Below are 18,132 nucleotides of genomic sequence, written 5' to 3' on the forward strand. Positions count from 1 at the left end.
GGCATGCTCAGCCCGTACCGCCGCATCTTCGCGACGCCGGGGGCGGTGGCGTTCACCGCCGCCGGGTTCGTCGCCCGGCTGCCGATGGCGATGTTCAGCGTGAGCACCGTGATCATGGTGGCCACCCGGTACCACTCGTTCGCCCTGGCGGGCGCGGTGTCGGCGGCCGGTCTCGTCGCGGTGGCGGCGGGTTCGCCGTTCATCGGCAGGCTGGTGGACCGGTTGGGGCAGGCCAGGGTGGCGTTGCCCGCGACGTTGATCTCGGCGGCGTCGTCGACGGTCACCATCATCTGCGCGCACAACACGGCCCCCGTGTGGACGATCTTCGTGACCTACGTGGTCTCCGCCGGGGTGCCGTTCGTGAGCGCGATGGCCCGCGCGCGGTGGGCGCACGTGCTCGCCGACGACCCGGACGGGCTGCACGTGGCGAACTCGTTCGAGCGCGTGGTGGACGAGGTGTGCCTGGTCGGCGGCCCGATCTTGGCGACCCTGCTGTCCACGCTGGTGTTCCCGGAGGCAGGCCTGCTGGCGGCGACGGTGCTGATGGTCGTGGGAACGGTGTTGTTCGCCGCCCAGAAGCGCACCGAGCCCCCGGTCGAGCGGCACGAGTCCGGCGCGAAGCCGAAGCCGCCGGTGCGGGTGCCGGGGGTCCAGGTGATCCTGGTGACGTTCCTGGCGATCGGGGTGATCCTCGGGTCGCTGGAGGTCGTGACCATCGGGTTCGCGGATTCGTTGGGGCACAAGAGTTCCGCCGGGTTCGCGCTCGCCCTGCTGGCCGCCGGTTCCGCGGTGTCCGGGGTCGTTTTCGGTCTGCTGCGGCCGAACCGGGGCGCCGCGGTCCGCTACCTCGCGGGGGTCGCGGTGCTGGGTCTGGCGATGGTGCCGCTGCTGCTGGTCGACAACCTGGTGCTGCTCGGCGCGTGGCTCGCGGTGACCGGGGTCGTAGTGTCGCCGACGATGGTGACCAGCATGACGCTGCTGCAGGAGGTCGTGCCCGCGAAGCAGATCAACGAGGGCGTCACACTGACCGAGTCCGCGCTGATCGTCGGCATCTCGATCGGCGCGGCGAGCGGTGGCTGGGTGGTGCAGCACGTGGGCGCGGCCGCCGGGTACCGGGTGCCGGTGGTCGCGGGCCTGGTCGCGTTCGCGGTGGCGCTGGTCGGTGCCCGGAAGTTGTTGTCCGCCCCGGCTTTGCAGAGCACGGGAGGTGCCCGGTGACCTGGATCGACGAACTGCTCGCGCGGGGCGCGGACGCCGACCCGTGGCTGGTCGCAGACCGCGCGGAGACCCGGGCTGATCTGCGCCGCAACGTCACTGCACAGCAAGAATCGTTGACAGGCATCGGAACGGGCTCGGTTGTCGCAGTGCGACTGCCACCCGGGCCTGCCGCGCTGCACACGTTGTTCGCGCTCTGGCGGCTCGACGCCCAGGTCGTGCTCGTCGACATCCGCCTCCCACAACCGGAGGTCGACCGCCTCTACGGCCTGCACCCGCCCACCCACGAGATCACCGACACCGGTCTGGACCACCTCGGCACGGGAGCCGACCCGGGCGACATCCGCCTGGTGCAGTTCAGTTCCGGCTCGACCGGCCGCCCCAAGGTCATCGGCCGCACCGCGGCCGACCTGCGCACCGAGATCGAGCGGTACGCGGTGCTCGACGGAATGCCGCGGCACGGCGAGCGGATCTTGCTGCTCAACTCGCTGATCCACACCATGGGCTTGGTCGGTGGTGTCCTGCACGGTCTGGCCAGCGGCACCGGGCTCATCCTGCCCATCGGGACGCGCGCGGCGGGTTGGGTCGAGCAGGCCGCCGAGCACCGGGTCGCCGCGATCCTCGGTGTGCCACTGCATTTCGAGCTGCTGTCCCGGACGTCCCCGCCGCCGCTGCCGGACCTCCGGCTGGCCGTGTCGGCCGGGGAAATGCTGCCGCCCGCGGTGAACTCGGCGTTCGAAGCCAGGTTCGGCGTGCCGGTCAACCCGGTCTACGGCACCACGGAAACCGGGATTCTCACCGCGGAGCTGACGAAACCGTGTCCGCCGCCGCGGGTTGGTCGTCCGGTGTCGAACACGACCGTCCGGGTGACCGACGGCGAGCTGTACGTCCGCCTGGACCGGTCGCCGTACCTGCGCGCGGACGGGGTCGACCGGTTCGACGACGGCTGGTTGCGCACCTTCGACCGCGCCGAACTCGACGACGACGGCACGACCATCAGCATCCTGGGCCGCGCCGACTCCGTGGTCACCGTGGCCGGCCTCAAGATCGACCTGATGGAGGTCGAGTCCGTCCTGCGCGCGCACCCGGGGGTGACCGAGGCCGTCGTCGTGCACAGCGGTTCGGCCGTCGAGGCGTACGTCGGCGCTCCGGAGGACGTCACCGCGGCGGAGTTGCTGCGGTGGTGCCGGGAGCGGCTCAGCGACTTCAAGGTGCCGAAGCGGTTCGCGGTCGACCGGGCGGTCCCGCGCAACCCCACCGGCAAGCTCATCCGCAGCCACGAGCTGCTGCACGCCCACCGCGGAAAGGGGGACCCGCATGCGAACGCTGCTGATCGACAATTATGACTCGTTCACCTACAACCTCGCGCACGACGTGGCCAGGGCAACCGGCCGTTGGCCGACCGTGGTCCGCAACGACGACCCGGACTGGCGCCCGGCCGAGCTGGACCGCTTCGACCACGTGATCGTCTCGCCCGGCCCGGGGACACCGGAGCGGGCCGCCGACTTCGGCATCTGCGCCGAGGTCATCGCCACCGCCGACCTGCCGCTGCTCGGGGTTTGCCTGGGGCACCAGGGAATCGCGCACGTCTTCGGCGCGAACGTGGTCCCGGCGCCGGTGCCGCGCCACGGTGAGGAGTCGGTGGTCCGACACGGCGGCGACGAGCTGTTCGCGCACGTGCCGGAGTCGTTCCGGGCCATCCGGTACCACTCGCTGGCGGTCACCGGCCTGCCCGCGGAACTGCTGCCGATCGCGTGGACCGACGACGGGGTGCTGATGGGGTTGCGGCACCGGGACCGCCCGTTCTGGGGCGTGCAGTTCCACCCGGAGTCCATCGGGACCCGCGACGGCCCGCAGATCATGCGCAACTTCCTGGGGGTCGCGCCGCGCCGGTCGCCGGTCTCGGTCAAGGGGCCGGACCGGCCGGACAGGGTCGTCGTCCGCAAGCTGAGTGTCCCGGTGACCGCGGAGCAGGTGTTCGAGCGCTGTTTCGCCGACTCCGAGCACGCGGTGTGGCTGGACAGCAGCTCCGCGGGTCTCGGCCCGGACCGGTTCTCGTTCCTGGTCGACGCCAGTGGGCCTGCCGCCCGGGTGGCCACCGCGGATGTCTCAACGGGAACGATCACGGTCAGCTCGGCCACCGGCACCCAGACAGTCCACAGTGGATTCTTCGATTGGCTCGACCGGGATTTGGCCGCACGCAACACAACCGTGCCGCCGCTCCCGTTCGACTTCGCCCTCGGCTGGGTCGGCTACCTCGGTTACGAGCTGAAGGCCGAGACCGGCGGCGACGCCGCGCACACCTCCCCGCACCCCGACGCCGCCATGATCTTCGCCGACCGGGCCGTCGCCGTCGACCACGAGACCGGTGACATCCACCTGATGGCCCTCGCCGAGGCGGGCGACCCGACCGCGGCCAACACCTGGCTCGACCAGACCGAGCGACGGCTCACCGAGCCCGTGACCCCCGCGCCGGACAGGTCCGAGCCGATCGGGCCACTCACACTGCGGCACGACCGTGGCCGCTACCTCGACCTCATCGACGACTGCCTCCGCCAGATCACCGCCGGTGAGAGCTACGAGATCTGCCTGACCAACATGATCACCGCCGACGGCCGCCTCGACCCGTGGCCCGCGTACCGGGCGCTGCGCGAGCGGAACCCGGTTCCGTTCGGCGCTTTCCTCCGGTTCGGCGACCTGTCCGTGCTCAGTTGCTCACCCGAGCGGTTCCTCCGCGTCGGCCGCGACCGCCGGGTGGAGAGCAAGCCGATCAAGGGCACCCGGCCGCGCGGCCGCACCCAGGACGAGGACGAGCGGCTGCGGCTGGACCTGCGGCACAGCAAGAAGGACCGGGCGGAGAACCTGATGATCGTCGACCTGGTCCGCAACGACCTCGGCCGGTCCGCGGTGCCGGGCACGGTGACCGTCGACCCGATCTTCGCCGTGGAGACCTTCAGCACGGTGCACCAACTGGTCAGCACGGTCAGCGCGGAACTGCGCCCGGACGTGTCCGCCGTGCGGTGCGTGCGGGCGGCGTTCCCCGGCGGGTCGATGACCGGGGCACCCAAGGTCCGCACGATGCAGATCGTCGACCGGCTGGAGCAGGGGGCGCGTGGGGTGTACTCGGGGGCCATCGGCTACTTCTCGCTGACCGGCGCGGCGGACCTGAGCATCGTGATCCGCACCGTGGTGGCCACGCCGGACCGGGTGGAGTTCGGGGTGGGCGGTGCGATCATCGCCCTGTCCGATCCCGCGGTCGAGTTCGAGGAGACGGCGGTCAAGGCGGCCGTGCTGCTCGGGTTGACCGGTCAGGAGTTCCCCGAGCGGGACCCGGCCACCGAGCCCGCCCGGAGCGCCCGATGAGCTACGACCGCGGCCTCCGGCTGCTCGCCTTCAACCAGGCCCGCCGACCGGACACGTTCACCCTGCTCGGCGACACGTGGGACCTGCTGCCCGGGGTCTTCTCCCCGGTCTACGACGCGTCGACCCGGTTCTTCACCACCCACCTGCCGTACCCGCCGGGCGGGACGATGCTGGAGATCGGCTGCGGCGCCGGGATCACCGCCGTCACCGCGGCCCGGGTGTGCGCGCGGGTCACCGCGACCGACATCAGCGCGGCCGCCGTCGACAACACGCGGCGCAACGCCGAGCGGCACGGGGTGGCCGACCGGCTCGACGCGCGGCTGGGCGACCTGTTCGACCCGGTCCCCGCCGACGTCCGCTTCGACCTCGTGTTCTGGAACTCGCCGTTCATCGAGTCCCCCGCGGACCACGCGCCCGGGTCCGACCTGGACCTGGCGATCTTCGACCCCGGGTACGCCGCGCACCGCCGGTTCCTCGACCAGGCCCGCCGGTACACCGCGCCTGCCGGTCGGGTGCTGCTCGGCTTCGGCTCGCTGGGCAACCGGGACCGCCTGGACGGGCTGGCCGCCGAGGCCGGGCTGACCGCGACCGGGTTCGCCACCAGTCCCCCCGATCAGGACGTCACCTACCAGTTGCTCGAGCTGACCCCTCGTCCCTGAGAAATGAGGCTTTGATGCGACCTCCCACCGTGCTGGTCACCGGCGGCCTGGGTTACCTGGGCTCGGTGCTGGCTCCGCTGCTGGCCGAACACGGCGCCAGCGTCATCGTCGTCGACGACGAGTCGATCACCCGGGAGCGCCAGGAGCGGCCCGGCATCACCTACATCACCGGGGACATCCGCGAGCCACGGGACTGGGCGTCCCAGTTGACCGGGATCGACGCGGTCGTGCACCTGGCCGCGATCGTCGGCGACCCGGCCTGCGACCTGGCCGGGGACCTGGCCCGGGACACGAACTACCTGGGCACGATCCGGCTGGCGGAGGCCAGCAAGCGGGCCGGGGTCGGGCAGTTCGTGTTCGCCTCCACCTGCAGCACCTACGGCGCGGCCGGGGACGCCCCGGTCGGGGTGGACTCGCCGGTCGAGCCGCGCTCGCTGTACGCGGAGACGAAGGTCTTCGCCGAGCACTACCTGCTCAGTCACGCGGGTGACGGCCCACGCCCGTCGATCCTGCGGTTCGCAACCCTGCACGGGTTGTCGCCGCGGATGCGGTTCGACCTCGCGGTGAACACGATGACCGCGCGGGCCGCTGCCGACGGCCGGTTCATGGTGCACGGCGGCGACCAGTGGCGGCCGTTCTTACACGTACGGGCCGCGGCGGACGCGGTGCGCGCGGTGCTCGGAGCCCAAGTGCCGTCGCTGGTCTACAACTGCGGTTCCAACGCGGAGAACTACCGGATCGCGACCCTGGGCGAGCTGATCCACGCCGAGGTCCCCGAGGCGGAGGTGGACGTGGTGGAAGCGGCCAGGGACCCGCGCAACTACCGGGTCGACTTCGACCCGATCGCGACCGACCTCGGTTTCGCGCCCCGGCTGCGGGTGGTCGACACGATCCGGGACATCGCCGCGGCGGTGCGGTCCGGCCGGTACGCCGACCACGCGACCGCCCGGTACAACAACTACCTGCTCATGGTCGAGCGGACCGCGCGCCAGCCGGTGGCCCGGTGAGGCCCGCGGTGCTGGGCGGCACCCCCGCGTTCGACGAACCGCTGCCGCTGATCCGGCCCGCCCTGCCCGATGACGCCGACCTGCCTGCCAGGATCGGCGCGGTCCTCGACTCCGGGATGATCACCAACGCGGTCGAGGTGCGCCGGTTCGAGCAGGTGACCGCCGAGTACCTGGGCGTGCCGAACGTGGTCGCGGTCAGCAACTGCACCACCGGGCTCATGCTGCTGCTGCGCTGTCTGGACGTGGGCGGACCGGTGGTGGTGCCGAGCTTCACGTTCATCGCCAGCGGGCACGCGGTGCGGTGGAACGGGTTGCCGGTGGTCTTCGCCGACAGCGACCCGCGCACCGCCACCATCGACCCTGCTTCGGTGCCGGACGGCGGTTTCTCGGCGATCCTGGCGACCCACACCTACGGCTCGCCGTGCGCGGTGGACGAATTGTCGGCGCGGGCAGAGCAGGCGGGGGCGGTGCTGCTGTTCGACGCGGCCCACGGGTTCGGCGCCCGCTACCCGGACGGGTCGATGGTGGGGTCGAAGGGGCTCGCCGAGGTGTTCAGCCTGAGCCCGACCAAGACGCTGACCACCGGCGAGGGCGGCCTGGTCACCACCGGCGACGACGAACTCGCCCGTCAGCTCCGGGTGGCCCGCGACTACGGCAACCCCGGCAACTACGACTCCGTGCTGCTCGGGCTCAACGGCCGGATGACCGAGATCGCCGCGCTGCTCGGGACCGCCGCGCTGCCGCGGTTCCCCGGGTGGCTGGAGCAGCGGCACCACCTCGTCGAGCGGTACGTGAAGTCGCTGGCGGGCGTGCCGGGGCTGTCCTTCCAGGAGATCCCGGCGGGCGCGGTCAGCTCGTACAAGGACTTCACCGTCCGGGTCGGCGCCGACTTCGGCCTGACCCGGGACGAACTGGCGGATTGTCTGCGCGCGGAACGGATCTCGACCCGGGCCTACTTCGACCCGCCGCTGCACCGGCAGACCGTGTACGCCGATGTGCCCGCCGGGCCCCTGCCGGGTACCGAGGAGCTGGCCCGGACCATGATCACCCTGCCGTTGTCCACCCGCCTGGCGGCCGCCGCGGTCGACCGGGTCTGCGACGCGATCACCCGCGTCCACGAGCACGGCACCGAGATCGCCCAGACCCTGCGGAGGACCGAATGAACGACTACCTGCGGCAACTGCGTGCGGCGGTCGGCACCGCGCCGCTCATCCTGACCGGCGCGAACGTCGTCGTCGTCGACGAGACCGGGCGGGTGCTGCTGATCGAGCGCGCCGACACGAACGACTGGGGCCTGCCCGGCGGGCTGATGGACCCGGGCGAGTCGCTGGAGGACTGCGCGCGGCGCGAGGTGTTCGAGGAGACCGGGGTCAAGGTCGACGAGCTGGAGCTGCTCGGCGTGTTCTCCGGTCCGGAGTTCTACTACAAGTGCCCCAACGGCGACGAGATCCACAACGTCACCGCGGGCTACATCGCCCGGGTGCCGGACGGGGTGGCGGTCAGCGCGGACCTCGAAGAGGCGTTCAGCGCCCGGTTCTTCGCGCTGGACGAGCTGCCCGCGGCGATCCTGCCGCCGGAGGTCCCGATCATCGAGCGGTACCGGGAGCAGGTCGGTGGGTGATCTTCGCGGGTTCATCGGGCACGCGCTGCGGGAGGCCACCCGCGGTGTCGCGGACCTGCCGCGGGGTGTGGTCGGGACGCACCCCGGCGACCGCAACCAGGTGGTCACCGCGGCTGATCTGCAGGTCGACGCCGCGCTGACCGGGCTGATCCGGGCCGAGTTCCCGGGTTCCGCGATCGTCAGCGAGGAAGCCGAGCCGGTCGAGGGCGACGGGCTGACCTGGATCGTCGACCCGATCGACGGGACCAGCAACTTCGCCGCGGGCAGCCCGCTGTACGGGTCGATGCTGGCAGCTGTGCGCGACGGCGTGGTGGTCGCGGGTGGGATCGTGCTGCCCGCGTTCGACGAGCTCTACACGGCCGCCGTCGGCGAAGGCGCCTTCCTCGGCGACGAGCGGCTGCGGTTGACGCCGGGTGAGTCCCTTGTGGACGAACTGGTCGCCTACGGTATCGATGTCGGCAGCCCGGAGAGCATCGCGCCGGATCTGGCCCTGTTCACCGGTTTGGCCGGTTCATGCCGGGGAATCCGTTCCAGCAACAGCGTTTTCGACGCCGTCATGGTGGCTCGCGGGGCCTACGGGGCATTGCTGCACCGGGGCATGCGCATCTGGGACATCGCGCCGATCGCCGTCCTGGTCACCGAGGCGGGCGGGGAGTGCACCAACTTGGACGGCACCCCGCTGCGGTTCGACTCCCCCACCAAGCGGCACAACGACGTCTACGCGGTGCGGTGCGCTCGACCGGGCCTGTCGGGGGCGCTTGACAGCATCGTTCGGGAGGCGCGGCGATGAGCGGACGATCGGTCGTGGTGACCGGCGGCAACCGGGGACTCGGGTTGGCCTGCGCGCGGGTCTTCGCGGCGGCCGGGGACAAGGTCGCGGTGACCCACCGGGGCAGCGGCGCCCCGGACGGGTTGTTCGGCGTCGTCTGCGACCTGCGCGATTCGGGTCAGACCGGGGAGGCGTTCGCCGAGGTCAAGCGGCAGCACGGCCCGGTCGAGGTGCTGGTGGCCAACGCGGGGGTGGCCGACGACGGGCTGCTGCTGGGGATGGGCCGCGAGCAGTTCATGTCGGTCGTGGAGATCAACCTGGGCAACGCGTACGAAGCGGTCCGGCGGGTGGCGCCGGACATGATCCGGGCCCGGGGCGGCCGGATCGTGCTGATGTCGTCGGTCGCGGCGTTCCGCGGGTTCGCCGGTCAGGCCAACTACGCGGCCAGCAAGGCCGGCCTGGTGGGGATGGCCCGGTCGCTGGCCAGGGAGTTCGCGCCGTGGGGCATCACGGTGAACGTGGTGGCACCGGGGCTGGTCGACGCGGGCATGACCGACACGTTGCCCGCGGCGACCGTCGAGCGGATCGTCGCCGAGGTGCCGCTGGGCCGAACGGCAACCGCCGAAGAGGTGGCCGACGCCGTGCTGTGGGTCGCCTCCCCGCGCGCCGGATACGTGACCGGCGCGGTGATCCCGGTAGACGGCGGCCTCGGGATGGGGCACTAGATGACCAACGATGTCGTGATCACCGGCTACGGCGTGCTGACCGCGTTCGGTTTCGGCGCGGACGCGGTCCGCACCGGCGTGTTCGGCGGCGGCAACCGGTTTCACCCCGTCGAACGGTTCAACCCGGCGCGGTACCGCACCGACCGCGCCGCCGTGTTCTCCGGCGACGGCATACCCGGGATGAAGGTAAGTCCACAAGAGACACCCGCACAGGCGCCAGTACTACGCGCCTGCGTGGTGGCCGCGTTGGAGATGGCGGGCCACAACGGCGCAGGAGCGCCACTGTTGCTCGGCAGCGCAGGCGATCGGCGCGCGGACCCGGGTTTCTGGCGAACACCGGGCGCCGAGCCACCCCTGGACAGCCTGCCCGGCCACCTGGCGCACCGGGTCGGCGCAGACCTGGGGCTGGACACCCCGCGACTGGCATTCGTCAACGCCTGCGTCGCATCAACCACGGCGATCATCACCGCCGCACAACTGATACGCGGCGGTCACACCCGGGCAGCGGTGTGCGCCGGGGTACACCTGGTCAGCGAGGACATCTTCGCCAAGTTCGACTCCGGCCAGGCAATGAGCACCGATGGCACCGTCCGCCCGTTCTCACTGGGCCGCACCGGCCTCCTCCACGGAGACGGCGCCGCCGCCCTGCTCCTCGAATCAGCCGCGTCCGCCGCCGACCGAGGCGCGACGGTGTTGGGACGCTTGACCGGCTGGGGAATGGCAGCCGACGCACACCACGTGGTCCAACCACACCCGGACGGCGCCGGACTCGCCACGGCGGCACGGGCCGCACTGCTGATGGCCGGGCGCGACCCCAACTCAGTCGGCTACGTGAACGCACACGGAACCGGCACCCCCCTCAACGACGCGGCAGAGACCCGAGGGTTACGGGAGGTGTTCGGCCCCGGAGTCCCGGTGAGTTCAACCAAGAGCACGACCGGACACCTGCTTGAGGCGACAGGAGCGGTCGAGGCCGTGATCACCTTGCTGGCACTGACCGACGGAGCACTACCGCCGACGATGGGCTACCTGGCCCCAGACCCGAAGTGCGAAGTGGACTGCGTCCCGAACGCGGCCCGGCAGGCGGACATCGAGGTGGCGGTATCACTGAACGCCGCCTTCGGCGGAGCCAATGCCGCACTGGTACTGGAGCGCGCATCATGACCGTCGGAGCAGCGCTGACCCCCTGGGGCGACGCGGCCGCGGGCCTGCCCGGTATGGCCCCGGTCGAGCTCGAACCGGTGCGCGGGTATGCCCGGTCCCGCTTCGGCCCGCTGGTGTTCGACATCGCCCGGCGCTGCCTGAGTGCCACTGTGGACGGTCCTCGGACGGGGATCGTGCTGGCGACCCTGTTCGGTGACACGGTCACCGCCGACGAGGCAACCAGGGGGTTGGCCAACGGTGGAACTCCCAACCCGGTGTTCTTCTTCCAGTCCGCCAACAGTTCCATCCTCGGCCACATCAGCCGCCGGTACGGGATCACCGGGCCGATGGTCTGCGTGTCCGGCATCGCGGATCTGGCGGTCGAAGCGCTGCGGTCGGCCCAACTGCTGCTGGACACCGACGCCGCCGACACGGTGTTGCTGATCGGCGCCGACCTGGCGCCCAACGCACGGGCTACCGCGATCGCCTCGACGCTGGGGCTTCCGGGCGTCCCCCACGGTGATGTCGCAGCGGGTTTGTTGCTACAGCGTGGATCCAGTGTGGTCGACGTGGCTCCTTTCGACACCGTCACCGGTCCGTTGGGCTGGCTCGAAGGTCTGGCCGCCGCCGTTGATGCCGTCGACGAAGAGCACGACGGCCTGCTCACCGACCGCCTGGGCATCAGGATCGTCGAGCGACGCCCGGACCGGGTCGTCGGCACCATGCCGGTCGCCGGGAACCGCCAGGACGCCGGATTCCTCGCGGGTGGCGCCACCGCCGCGTTCGCCGAGACCCTGGGGTCCGTCGCCGCCTGCCTGCTCGCCGACCAGATCCTCGGCCAGGAACTGTCCGTCACCCATCACCGGGTCGCCACCGGCGGCCGGGTGACCGGTGTGTGCGTGCCGCTGTTCACCGGGATCGACGTCGCCACCTTCGAGATCGCCGTCCTGGACCGCCCCGGCCGCCGGATCGCCACCGCCCGCCTGACGTGCCGCCTGCGCCGCACCGACCGAAGGAGCACGAAGTGACCAGTGTGCCCATCCCGGTGTCCACGGGCGAGGACGTCGAGGCCCCGCTCACCTGGGGCCAACGCAAGATCCAACGTGAACTGGTCGCCTACCCCGACGACCTCTACCTGGCATTCCTCCCGGTGACCATCCCCGCTCGCGACTCCACTGTAGACGGTGTGGTCTCCGCACTCTCGTTGGTCCTGACCGAATCCGAGTCCCTGCGCACGATCTACCCGAGCGCCGACGTACAACGGGTACTCGGTTCGCCGGGCTATCTGCTGGAACTGATAGAAGGCGGGACCGCGGAATCCGTGCACGCCACCATGATGACGTCTCGTTTTCGCCCCACCGACCTGCCCGTACGCCTGGCCTTGACCCTGCGTGACGGCGAACCCGACCTGATCGTGGCTGTTTTGACGCACATGTCCGTGGACGGTATCGCGTTGGAGTTCTTCACCTCTCGCGTCGCGGACGCCCTCGCCGGGGAGGTAGCCCCCTGGCAGGCATGGCAACCGCGTCAACTCGCCCAGGCCCAGCGAAGCCCCGAGGGCCTGGCCCGCAACGCCCGCACACTCTCCTGGTGGGAAGCGAAATACCGATCCGCCCCCGCCGCCGCCCTCCCCTCCCCGGTCGGCTCCCCCAGCGACCCCCGCTATATCGACGGCCGAATGACGTCTTTCGCCGCCGCCGCCGCACTGCAGGCACTCTCCCGGCGCACCCGGGTAAGCCCTTCCATGCTCGCCCTCGCAGGCTTGTGCGCTATTCTTGGTGAGCACTCCGGTCAAGACCGAATCGCGGTAAGTTCCCTGTCCGCCAACCGATCCAGCGCCCAGACACTGCGAATGATGGGCACCCTCTCCCAAGACGCCCTCATCGTCGTCGACACCGCACGCCCATTCGACGACCTCGCCACCCAAATCTGGGAATCAGCGACGTCTGCGTATACCCACAGCACAGTGGACCCCGACGAACAGCAACTGGTTCGCGAGAAGGTCGACACTGAACGGGGTGCGCTATTTGCTCGGGATGTTGTCTACAATGATGTGAGCTCGCCGAGCATCTTTGGCCAGCCGGTCACGCCAATCGCGCCTGGCACGGGGACGACGACAGTTGCGGTGGAACCGAGCGAGTTCATGTTCGTCAGCGCGTATGCGACGGTGTATCGGATGGATAGTGTGTTTGAGGTGTCGTTGTGGGCCGATACGGCGTATCTGCCGGAGGCGGCTGTGGTTGCTTTACTTGGAGCTTGGGAGCGGGTGCTGGTCACCGCTTCGGGGTGAGGCTTGAGCGTTTTTGCCCAAGCCGACCGCCGTGTCTGGGGCGCACTTCGCCCGGACGTTGGGTCTGCCTTTTGTGCCGTTGTACCGCTCGGAGAAGATCGCCCCGATCGAGCGGATGACCTCATTGGTGGCGACCTTACTGGGGTAATCCTGCCTGGTCATGGCGGCGATGTCGTTCTGCTGGAGCACGCTGTCCTGGTCGACGTCGAACCGCTTGAACGCCTGGTAGTGATCTTGTTGGGGTGATCTTGTTGGGTGATCTTGTCGGGGGTGCGGGCTAGGGTGTGTATTCGGGGGCTTCGTTCTCGGTTGATCTTGATGTGAGGGGTCTCTGGGCCTCGCTGCGCTCGGGGTTCGGCCTGGTCGCCTTCGGCGACGCCGGCCTCGGGCGCCGGATTTTTCGGGCTGTGCCCGCTGGGGTGAAGTTGTTTTGTTCGGGGCCCCTGTGCGGTGGCCTGGGTAAGGCTAAAAGGCGGGGCCACTGGAAAGACGTGGCCTTACCCGCCGGCCGGCTTAGGCCACCGCCTCCCCCAAACAAAACAACTTCACCCCAGCGGGCGGTTGGGATCGGCGGGTTTCGAGGCGCGCGGGGCGGGGGTGGCGCTTCGTCGATGGGAGGCGGGCTCTGAGGGGCGCGGTGCCGAAGGTGGCGCTTCGTCGATGCGGGGTGGCTTCCCAGGCGCGAGGTGCGGGGGTGGCGCATTGTCGATGTGGGGAGTTCGAGGCGCACGGTGCAAGGTGGCCGTCCTTACTGATGAGGGGCAGGGTCAAGAGGCGCCGGGAGAGTCGGCAGGCCCTGCCGATGTGAAGGGGAAGTCCGAGGCGCGGTGTGGGAGGCCATGTTTACTGATGAAGGGTGGTTCAAGGGGCGCGGGGCGGGTTGGCGATCTCTACTGATGTGAGGGGAAGTTTGAGGCACGCGGCGCGAGGTGGCCACCTTACTGATGAGGGGTGGTTCAAAGGAACCGCCGGGTGGGTTGGCGCCTCCACTGATGCGAGGGACGTCCGAGGCGTGGTGCGAGGTGGCCATCCTTACTGATGAGGGGCAGGTTTCAAGGGGTGCTGGGCGGGTGGCGACTCTGCACATGAGAGGGGAGTCGAGGCGCGCGGCGTGGGGAGGCCGCCTCTCAGCAGGTTTTGAGCGCCCGGGGTGAGGGGGCGACCTCTAGCGGGTTTCAAGGACGCGGTGCATGTGTGTGCGCCTTGTCGATGACGGGCGGGGTTCGAGGGGCGCGGTGCAACCTGGAGCGTGGCGCACTGGCACACGGTGTTGTTGCACTCAGGTTGGCAGGGCAAGTTCCTGAGCCTCCGACTGATGGACGCAGTAGTCGGGGTTGGCAGAGCAGTCTTCGCGGCACCCCACGGTTCGTACAGGTGCGAGCATCGCATCAAGGTGTCGGCTTGGTTCTTCGCTCTTGACTGTTCCCCACCCGGCGGCTACGCAGGGGCCCGCCCACCCGGGGGCCGGGGGCCCATTCCTGAACATACCGCGAAAGCCGACCTGTCAAGAGGAAGGCGACTACCCCTGTGGACAGCACCCAACATTGTGGACAACTCAGCGACCAAGGACCAACGGGCACAGGGTGCGTGCGTTGATCTGTGCAGGGGACCGAGCTCCCGCTCCACCCTTGCCAACCGCGTCATCACCACCGCCGGGGTTGGCGAGGGTGGAGTGGGGATCAACCGATCGGTTGATTGGGGGGTCGGTCGAGGTCGGGGGGCGAGGGGGCTGGGCGGTCGATCCGGGGGGGGGGGGTGGGGCGGCAGGCTTGGGGCATGGCAATCATCGAGGTGGAGAACCTCGTCAAAAAGTACGGCGGGCACACCGCGGTTGACGGGGTGGGGTTCGCTGTTGAGCCGGGGGAGATCTTCGGGATTTTGGGGCCCAATGGGGCCGGGAAGACCACGACCGTCGAGTGTGTTGAGGGGTTGCGCTCGCCGAACAGTGGTCGCATTCGGGTGTGTGGGATTGACCCGCAGAGCGGGGATGGCGAGCTGCGGCAGGTGCTCGGCGCCCAACTGCAGGAGAGCGAGTTGCCGGACAAGTTGCGGGTTGGCGAGGCGTTGGAGTTGTACAGCTCCTTCTACCGGCAGCCCGCTGACTGGCGCGAGCTGGTCGAGGTGTTGAGCCTGGGTGACAAGGTGCGCACCAGGTTCAAGGCGCTCTCCGGTGGGCAGAAGCAGCGCCTGTCGATCGCGTTGGCGTTGATCGGGTCGCCGCGGGTTGCGGTGCTCGATGAGTTGACCACCGGGTTGGACCCGCAGGCCCGGCGGGATGTGTGGGAGTTGATCGAGCAGATCCGTGACCGGGGCGTGACCATTTTGCTGGTCACCCACTTCATGGCGGAAGCAGAACGGCTGTGTGACCGGTTGGCCGTCATCGACGCCGGGAAGGTGGTGGCGATCGACACCCCGGCGGGGTTGGTGTCGCGGGTCGACGACCGGCAGCGGATCCGGTTCCGGCCGTCCGGGCCGCTTGACCACGCCGTGTTGACCGCGTTGCCCGAGGTCGACTCGGTGGAGCGGGCGGGTAGCCAGTTGGTGGTGACCGGCACCGGTGACCTGTTGCTCGCCGTGACCACCGTGTTGGCCAGGGAGCGGGTCACCGCGGCCGACCTGCGGGTCGAGCAGACCACCCTCGACGACGCGTTCGTCGCCCTGACCGGCCGTCGCATCGAATCCTGAAGGAGAACCACGAATGTCCGCACTGTTCCGGCTCACCGTCACCGAGACCAAGCTGTTCTTCCGCGAGCCGATGGGCGTGTTCTTCGCGCTCGCGTTCCCGCCGATCCTGCTCGTCATCCTGGGTTCGGTCCCGTCGATGCGCCACGCCGACCCGGCGTTGGGTGGGCTGCGGGTGATCGACCTGTACGCGCCGATCGTGGTCGTGATGGCCATCGCGATGTTCGCGGTCAACGGGCTGCCGCAGTTACTGGGCACTTACCGCGAAAAGGGAATCCTCCGTCGCATGCGGACAACTCCGGTTAAACCGGGCTTGGTGCTCGCCGCGCAGTTGTTGATGGCCACGGCACTTTCCGTCTCCACCATGGTCGTGATCCTTGCCATCGGCAGGCTCGCGTTCCAGGTACATCTACCGTCGCAACTAGCCGGTTACGTCATCGCGTACGTGCTGGCCGCGCTGGCCATGTTCGCGATCGGGCTACTGGTGGCCTCGGTCGCTTCTAGTGGCAAGGCCGCGGGCGCCATCGGCACCGTGCTGTTCTTCCCCACCATGTTCTTCGCGGGCCTGTGGGTGCCTCGCGCCTCTATGCCCGACGTCCTGCGTCGGATCAGCGACTTCACGCCGTTGGGCGCGGGCGTGCAATCATTGCAAGACGCCGCAGGTGGGCACTGGCCGCAGTTGCTGCACGTGGCCGTCATGCTGGGGTGGGTAGTCGTGGCAGGTGGACTTGCCGCGCGGTACTTCCGCTGGGAGTAAGCACGATGGTGGGACCACACGCGGAGTTCGACCGGTTGGAGCGGCGGGAGACGCTGGCCTTCAAGGTCCTGCCCTACTTCCTGCTCGCGGTCAGCCTCGCGGTAACGCTGCTACAGCCGCTGTGGGACGTGTCGGCCAACCTCCCGGCTGTGCTCGGGCTCACCGCGGTCACCGTGGCCTGGGTGTTCTCTTACCACAGGGCGCCGCCGCGGTGGCTCGACAACGCACCGCTCATGGCCGTGTACTACGCGGGCCTGATTGTGCTGGCCGCGGCCCTCGTCGCGGTCGCGCCTTGGTACGGCTTCTTCACCATCGTCGGCTACGGCAAGGCGTTCCAGTGCCTGCGCGGCCGCTGGCGGTACGTGGGGGTCACGGCCACGGCGCTGGTCGCGGCGGAGTCATACCTGGGCGGGAAGATCAACGCGGACAACTGGTGGGCGTGGTTGGCGCTCGGCGCGATCACCGCGGTGCTGGCCGGGTCGATCTCGTACTTCGCCGACATGGCCGACGTGCGCAACGACCGGCAGCGGCAGTCGCTCGACGAGCTGCACGAGGCGAACGCCAAGCTGGAGGCGGCGCTGGAGGAGAACGCGGGCCTGCACGCCCAACTGCTGGTGCAGGCCCGCGAGGCGGGGGTGCTCGACGAGCGGCAGCGGATGGCCCGGGAGATCCACGACACCCTCGCCCAGGGCCTGGCGGGCATCCTCACCCAGTTGCAGGCCGCCGAACAGCACCTCGACGACCCGGCCACGTCCAGCAGGCACGTGGCGAACGCGATGAACCTGGCCAGGGAAAGCCTCACCGAGGCCCGGCGCACCGTGCACGCGGTGGAACCGGCCGCGCTCGCCGAGGCCAGACTGCCGGAGGCGATCGGCGACGTGGCGCGGCGGTGGTCGGAGGTCAACCAGGTCACCGCCATCCTGACCACGACCGGCGACGCCCGCCCGATGCACGCCGACGTGGAGGTCGCCCTGCTGCGGACCGCCCAGGAGGCGCTGGCCAACGTCGCCAAGCACGCCCGAGCGGGCCGGGTCGGCCTGACCCTGTCCTACATGGAGGACCTGGTGACCCTGGACGTCCGCGACGACGGGGTGGGGTTCGACCCGAACGCCAAGCGCGCCAACGGGTCCACCCAGGGCGGCTTCGGCCTGACCGGCATGCGGCAGCGGGTGCAGCGGCTGGCGGGCAGGCTGGAGATCGAGTCCGAACCGGGCGGTGGCACCGCGATCTCGGCCGCCGTCCCCGCCATCCCCGCCGGAGGCGCCCAGTGATCTCGCTGCTCATCGTCGACGACCACCCGGTGGTGCGCGACGGCCTGCGCGGCATGTTCACCGCCGACCCGAGGTTCGAGGTGCTCGGCGAGGCGGGCGACGGCGCGGAGGCCATCGCGGCGGGCGAACGACTGCGCCCGGACGTGATCCTGATGGACTTGCGGATGCCGCGCACCGACGGGGTCACCGCGATCAAGGAGCTGACCAGGCGCGGCGTGCGGTCCCGGGTGCTGGTGCTGACCACCTACGACACCGACAGCGACGTCCTGCCCGCCATCGAGGCCGGCGCGACGGGGTACCTGCTCAAGGACGCGCCCCGGGAGGAGCTGTTCCGCGCGGTGGAGGCGGCGGCCCAGGGGCAGGCGGTCCTCTCCCCCGCCGTGGCGAGCCGGTTGATGCACCAGATCCGGCAACCGGCGTCCGAACCGCTGTCCCAGCGCGAGCTGGAGGTCTTGGCGCTGATCGCCAAGGGCTCCACCAACCGCGAGGCCGCCCGGCAGTTGTTCATCAGCGAAGCCACGGTCAAAACGCACCTGCTGCACGTGTACGCGAAACTCGGCGTCACCGACCGCGCCTCCGCCGTCGCCACCGCCTTCTCGCGCGGCTACCTGACCCCCTGAAATGGGCGTG

Annotated in this window: 16 protein-coding genes; all 16 read left to right on the forward strand. The window is 70.0% G+C overall.

Translation table 11 applies throughout. The annotated features are described in order from the left end of the window. Positions 1-3 precede the first annotated feature (3 nt). Positions 4-1,218 carry an MFS transporter gene (locus H504_RS33325; protein WP_035303317.1) on the forward strand — a complete coding sequence of 405 codons (1,215 nt, stop codon included), beginning with the start codon at positions 4-6 and terminating at the stop codon, positions 1,216-1,218. Beyond that, the gene (locus tag H504_RS40850) at positions 1,215-2,561 is read left to right on the forward strand and encodes a class I adenylate-forming enzyme family protein (RefSeq protein ID WP_169735327.1); all 1,347 of its coding nucleotides are present in this window, start codon (positions 1,215-1,217) and stop codon (positions 2,559-2,561) included. Before H504_RS33325 ends, H504_RS40850 begins: the two co-directional genes overlap by 4 nt. Next, positions 2,533-4,578, forward strand: a complete 2,046-nt coding sequence (gene pabB, locus H504_RS0105050) for an aminodeoxychorismate synthase component I (RefSeq protein WP_026421893.1) — start codon at positions 2,533-2,535, stop codon at positions 4,576-4,578. The genes H504_RS40850 and pabB overlap by 29 nt, the downstream gene beginning before the upstream one ends. Next, the gene (locus H504_RS0105055; protein ID WP_026421894.1) at positions 4,575-5,237 is read left to right on the forward strand and encodes a class I SAM-dependent methyltransferase; all 663 of its coding nucleotides are present in this window, start codon (positions 4,575-4,577) and stop codon (positions 5,235-5,237) included. The genes pabB and H504_RS0105055 overlap by 4 nt, the downstream gene beginning before the upstream one ends. Before the next feature lie 14 nt (positions 5,238-5,251). Next, positions 5,252-6,244 carry an NAD-dependent epimerase/dehydratase family protein gene (locus H504_RS33335; RefSeq protein ID WP_035303318.1) on the forward strand — a complete coding sequence of 331 codons (993 nt, stop codon included), beginning with the start codon at positions 5,252-5,254 and terminating at the stop codon, positions 6,242-6,244. After that, complete coding sequence (locus H504_RS0105065; RefSeq protein WP_026421895.1) at positions 6,241-7,407, forward strand: DegT/DnrJ/EryC1/StrS family aminotransferase; 1,167 nt, start codon at positions 6,241-6,243, stop codon at positions 7,405-7,407. Before H504_RS33335 ends, H504_RS0105065 begins: the two co-directional genes overlap by 4 nt. Further along, on the forward strand, positions 7,404-7,865 hold the full coding sequence (locus H504_RS0105070) for an NUDIX hydrolase (protein ID WP_026421896.1): 462 nt from the start codon (positions 7,404-7,406) through the stop codon (positions 7,863-7,865). Before H504_RS0105065 ends, H504_RS0105070 begins: the two co-directional genes overlap by 4 nt. After that, positions 7,858-8,655: an inositol monophosphatase family protein gene (locus H504_RS38385; protein WP_051385500.1), complete on the forward strand. Its 798-nt coding sequence runs from the start codon at positions 7,858-7,860 to the stop codon at positions 8,653-8,655. The genes H504_RS0105070 and H504_RS38385 overlap by 8 nt, the downstream gene beginning before the upstream one ends. Beyond that, positions 8,652-9,359 (forward strand): SDR family oxidoreductase, encoded by a 708-nt coding sequence (locus H504_RS0105080; RefSeq protein WP_026421897.1) that lies wholly within the window; start codon positions 8,652-8,654, stop codon positions 9,357-9,359. The genes H504_RS38385 and H504_RS0105080 overlap by 4 nt, the downstream gene beginning before the upstream one ends. After that, entirely contained in the window at positions 9,360-10,523 is a 1,164-nt protein-coding gene (locus H504_RS0105085; RefSeq protein WP_026421898.1) for a beta-ketoacyl synthase N-terminal-like domain-containing protein, read from the forward strand. It begins immediately after the preceding gene. Continuing rightward, complete coding sequence (locus tag H504_RS39450) at positions 10,520-11,530, forward strand: hotdog fold thioesterase (protein WP_245614075.1); 1,011 nt, start codon at positions 10,520-10,522, stop codon at positions 11,528-11,530. The genes H504_RS0105085 and H504_RS39450 overlap by 4 nt, the downstream gene beginning before the upstream one ends. Further along, a complete protein-coding gene (locus H504_RS0105100) occupies positions 11,527-12,792 on the forward strand; it encodes a condensation domain-containing protein (protein ID WP_026421899.1) in 1,266 nt (421 codons plus the stop codon). Before H504_RS39450 ends, H504_RS0105100 begins: the two co-directional genes overlap by 4 nt. Before the next feature lie 1,776 nt (positions 12,793-14,568). Beyond that, positions 14,569-15,477, forward strand: coding sequence for an ABC transporter ATP-binding protein (locus tag H504_RS0105110; RefSeq protein ID WP_026421900.1), 909 nt, complete (start codon positions 14,569-14,571; stop codon positions 15,475-15,477). Positions 15,478-15,490: 13 nt separating this feature from the next. Then, complete coding sequence (locus tag H504_RS0105115) at positions 15,491-16,231, forward strand: ABC transporter permease (RefSeq protein WP_026421956.1); 741 nt, start codon at positions 15,491-15,493, stop codon at positions 16,229-16,231. Between the two features lie 5 nt (positions 16,232-16,236). After that, a complete protein-coding gene (locus H504_RS0105120) occupies positions 16,237-17,502 on the forward strand; it encodes a sensor histidine kinase (protein ID WP_035303319.1) in 1,266 nt (421 codons plus the stop codon). Further along, positions 17,499-18,122 carry a response regulator gene (locus tag H504_RS0105125; RefSeq protein ID WP_026421902.1) on the forward strand — a complete coding sequence of 208 codons (624 nt, stop codon included), beginning with the start codon at positions 17,499-17,501 and terminating at the stop codon, positions 18,120-18,122. Before H504_RS0105120 ends, H504_RS0105125 begins: the two co-directional genes overlap by 4 nt. The last annotated feature ends 10 nt before the right edge of the window (positions 18,123-18,132 follow it).

It is taken from the genome of Actinokineospora inagensis DSM 44258 (assembly GCF_000482865.1).
GTDB classification, from domain to species: domain Bacteria; phylum Actinomycetota; class Actinomycetes; order Mycobacteriales; family Pseudonocardiaceae; genus Actinokineospora; species Actinokineospora inagensis.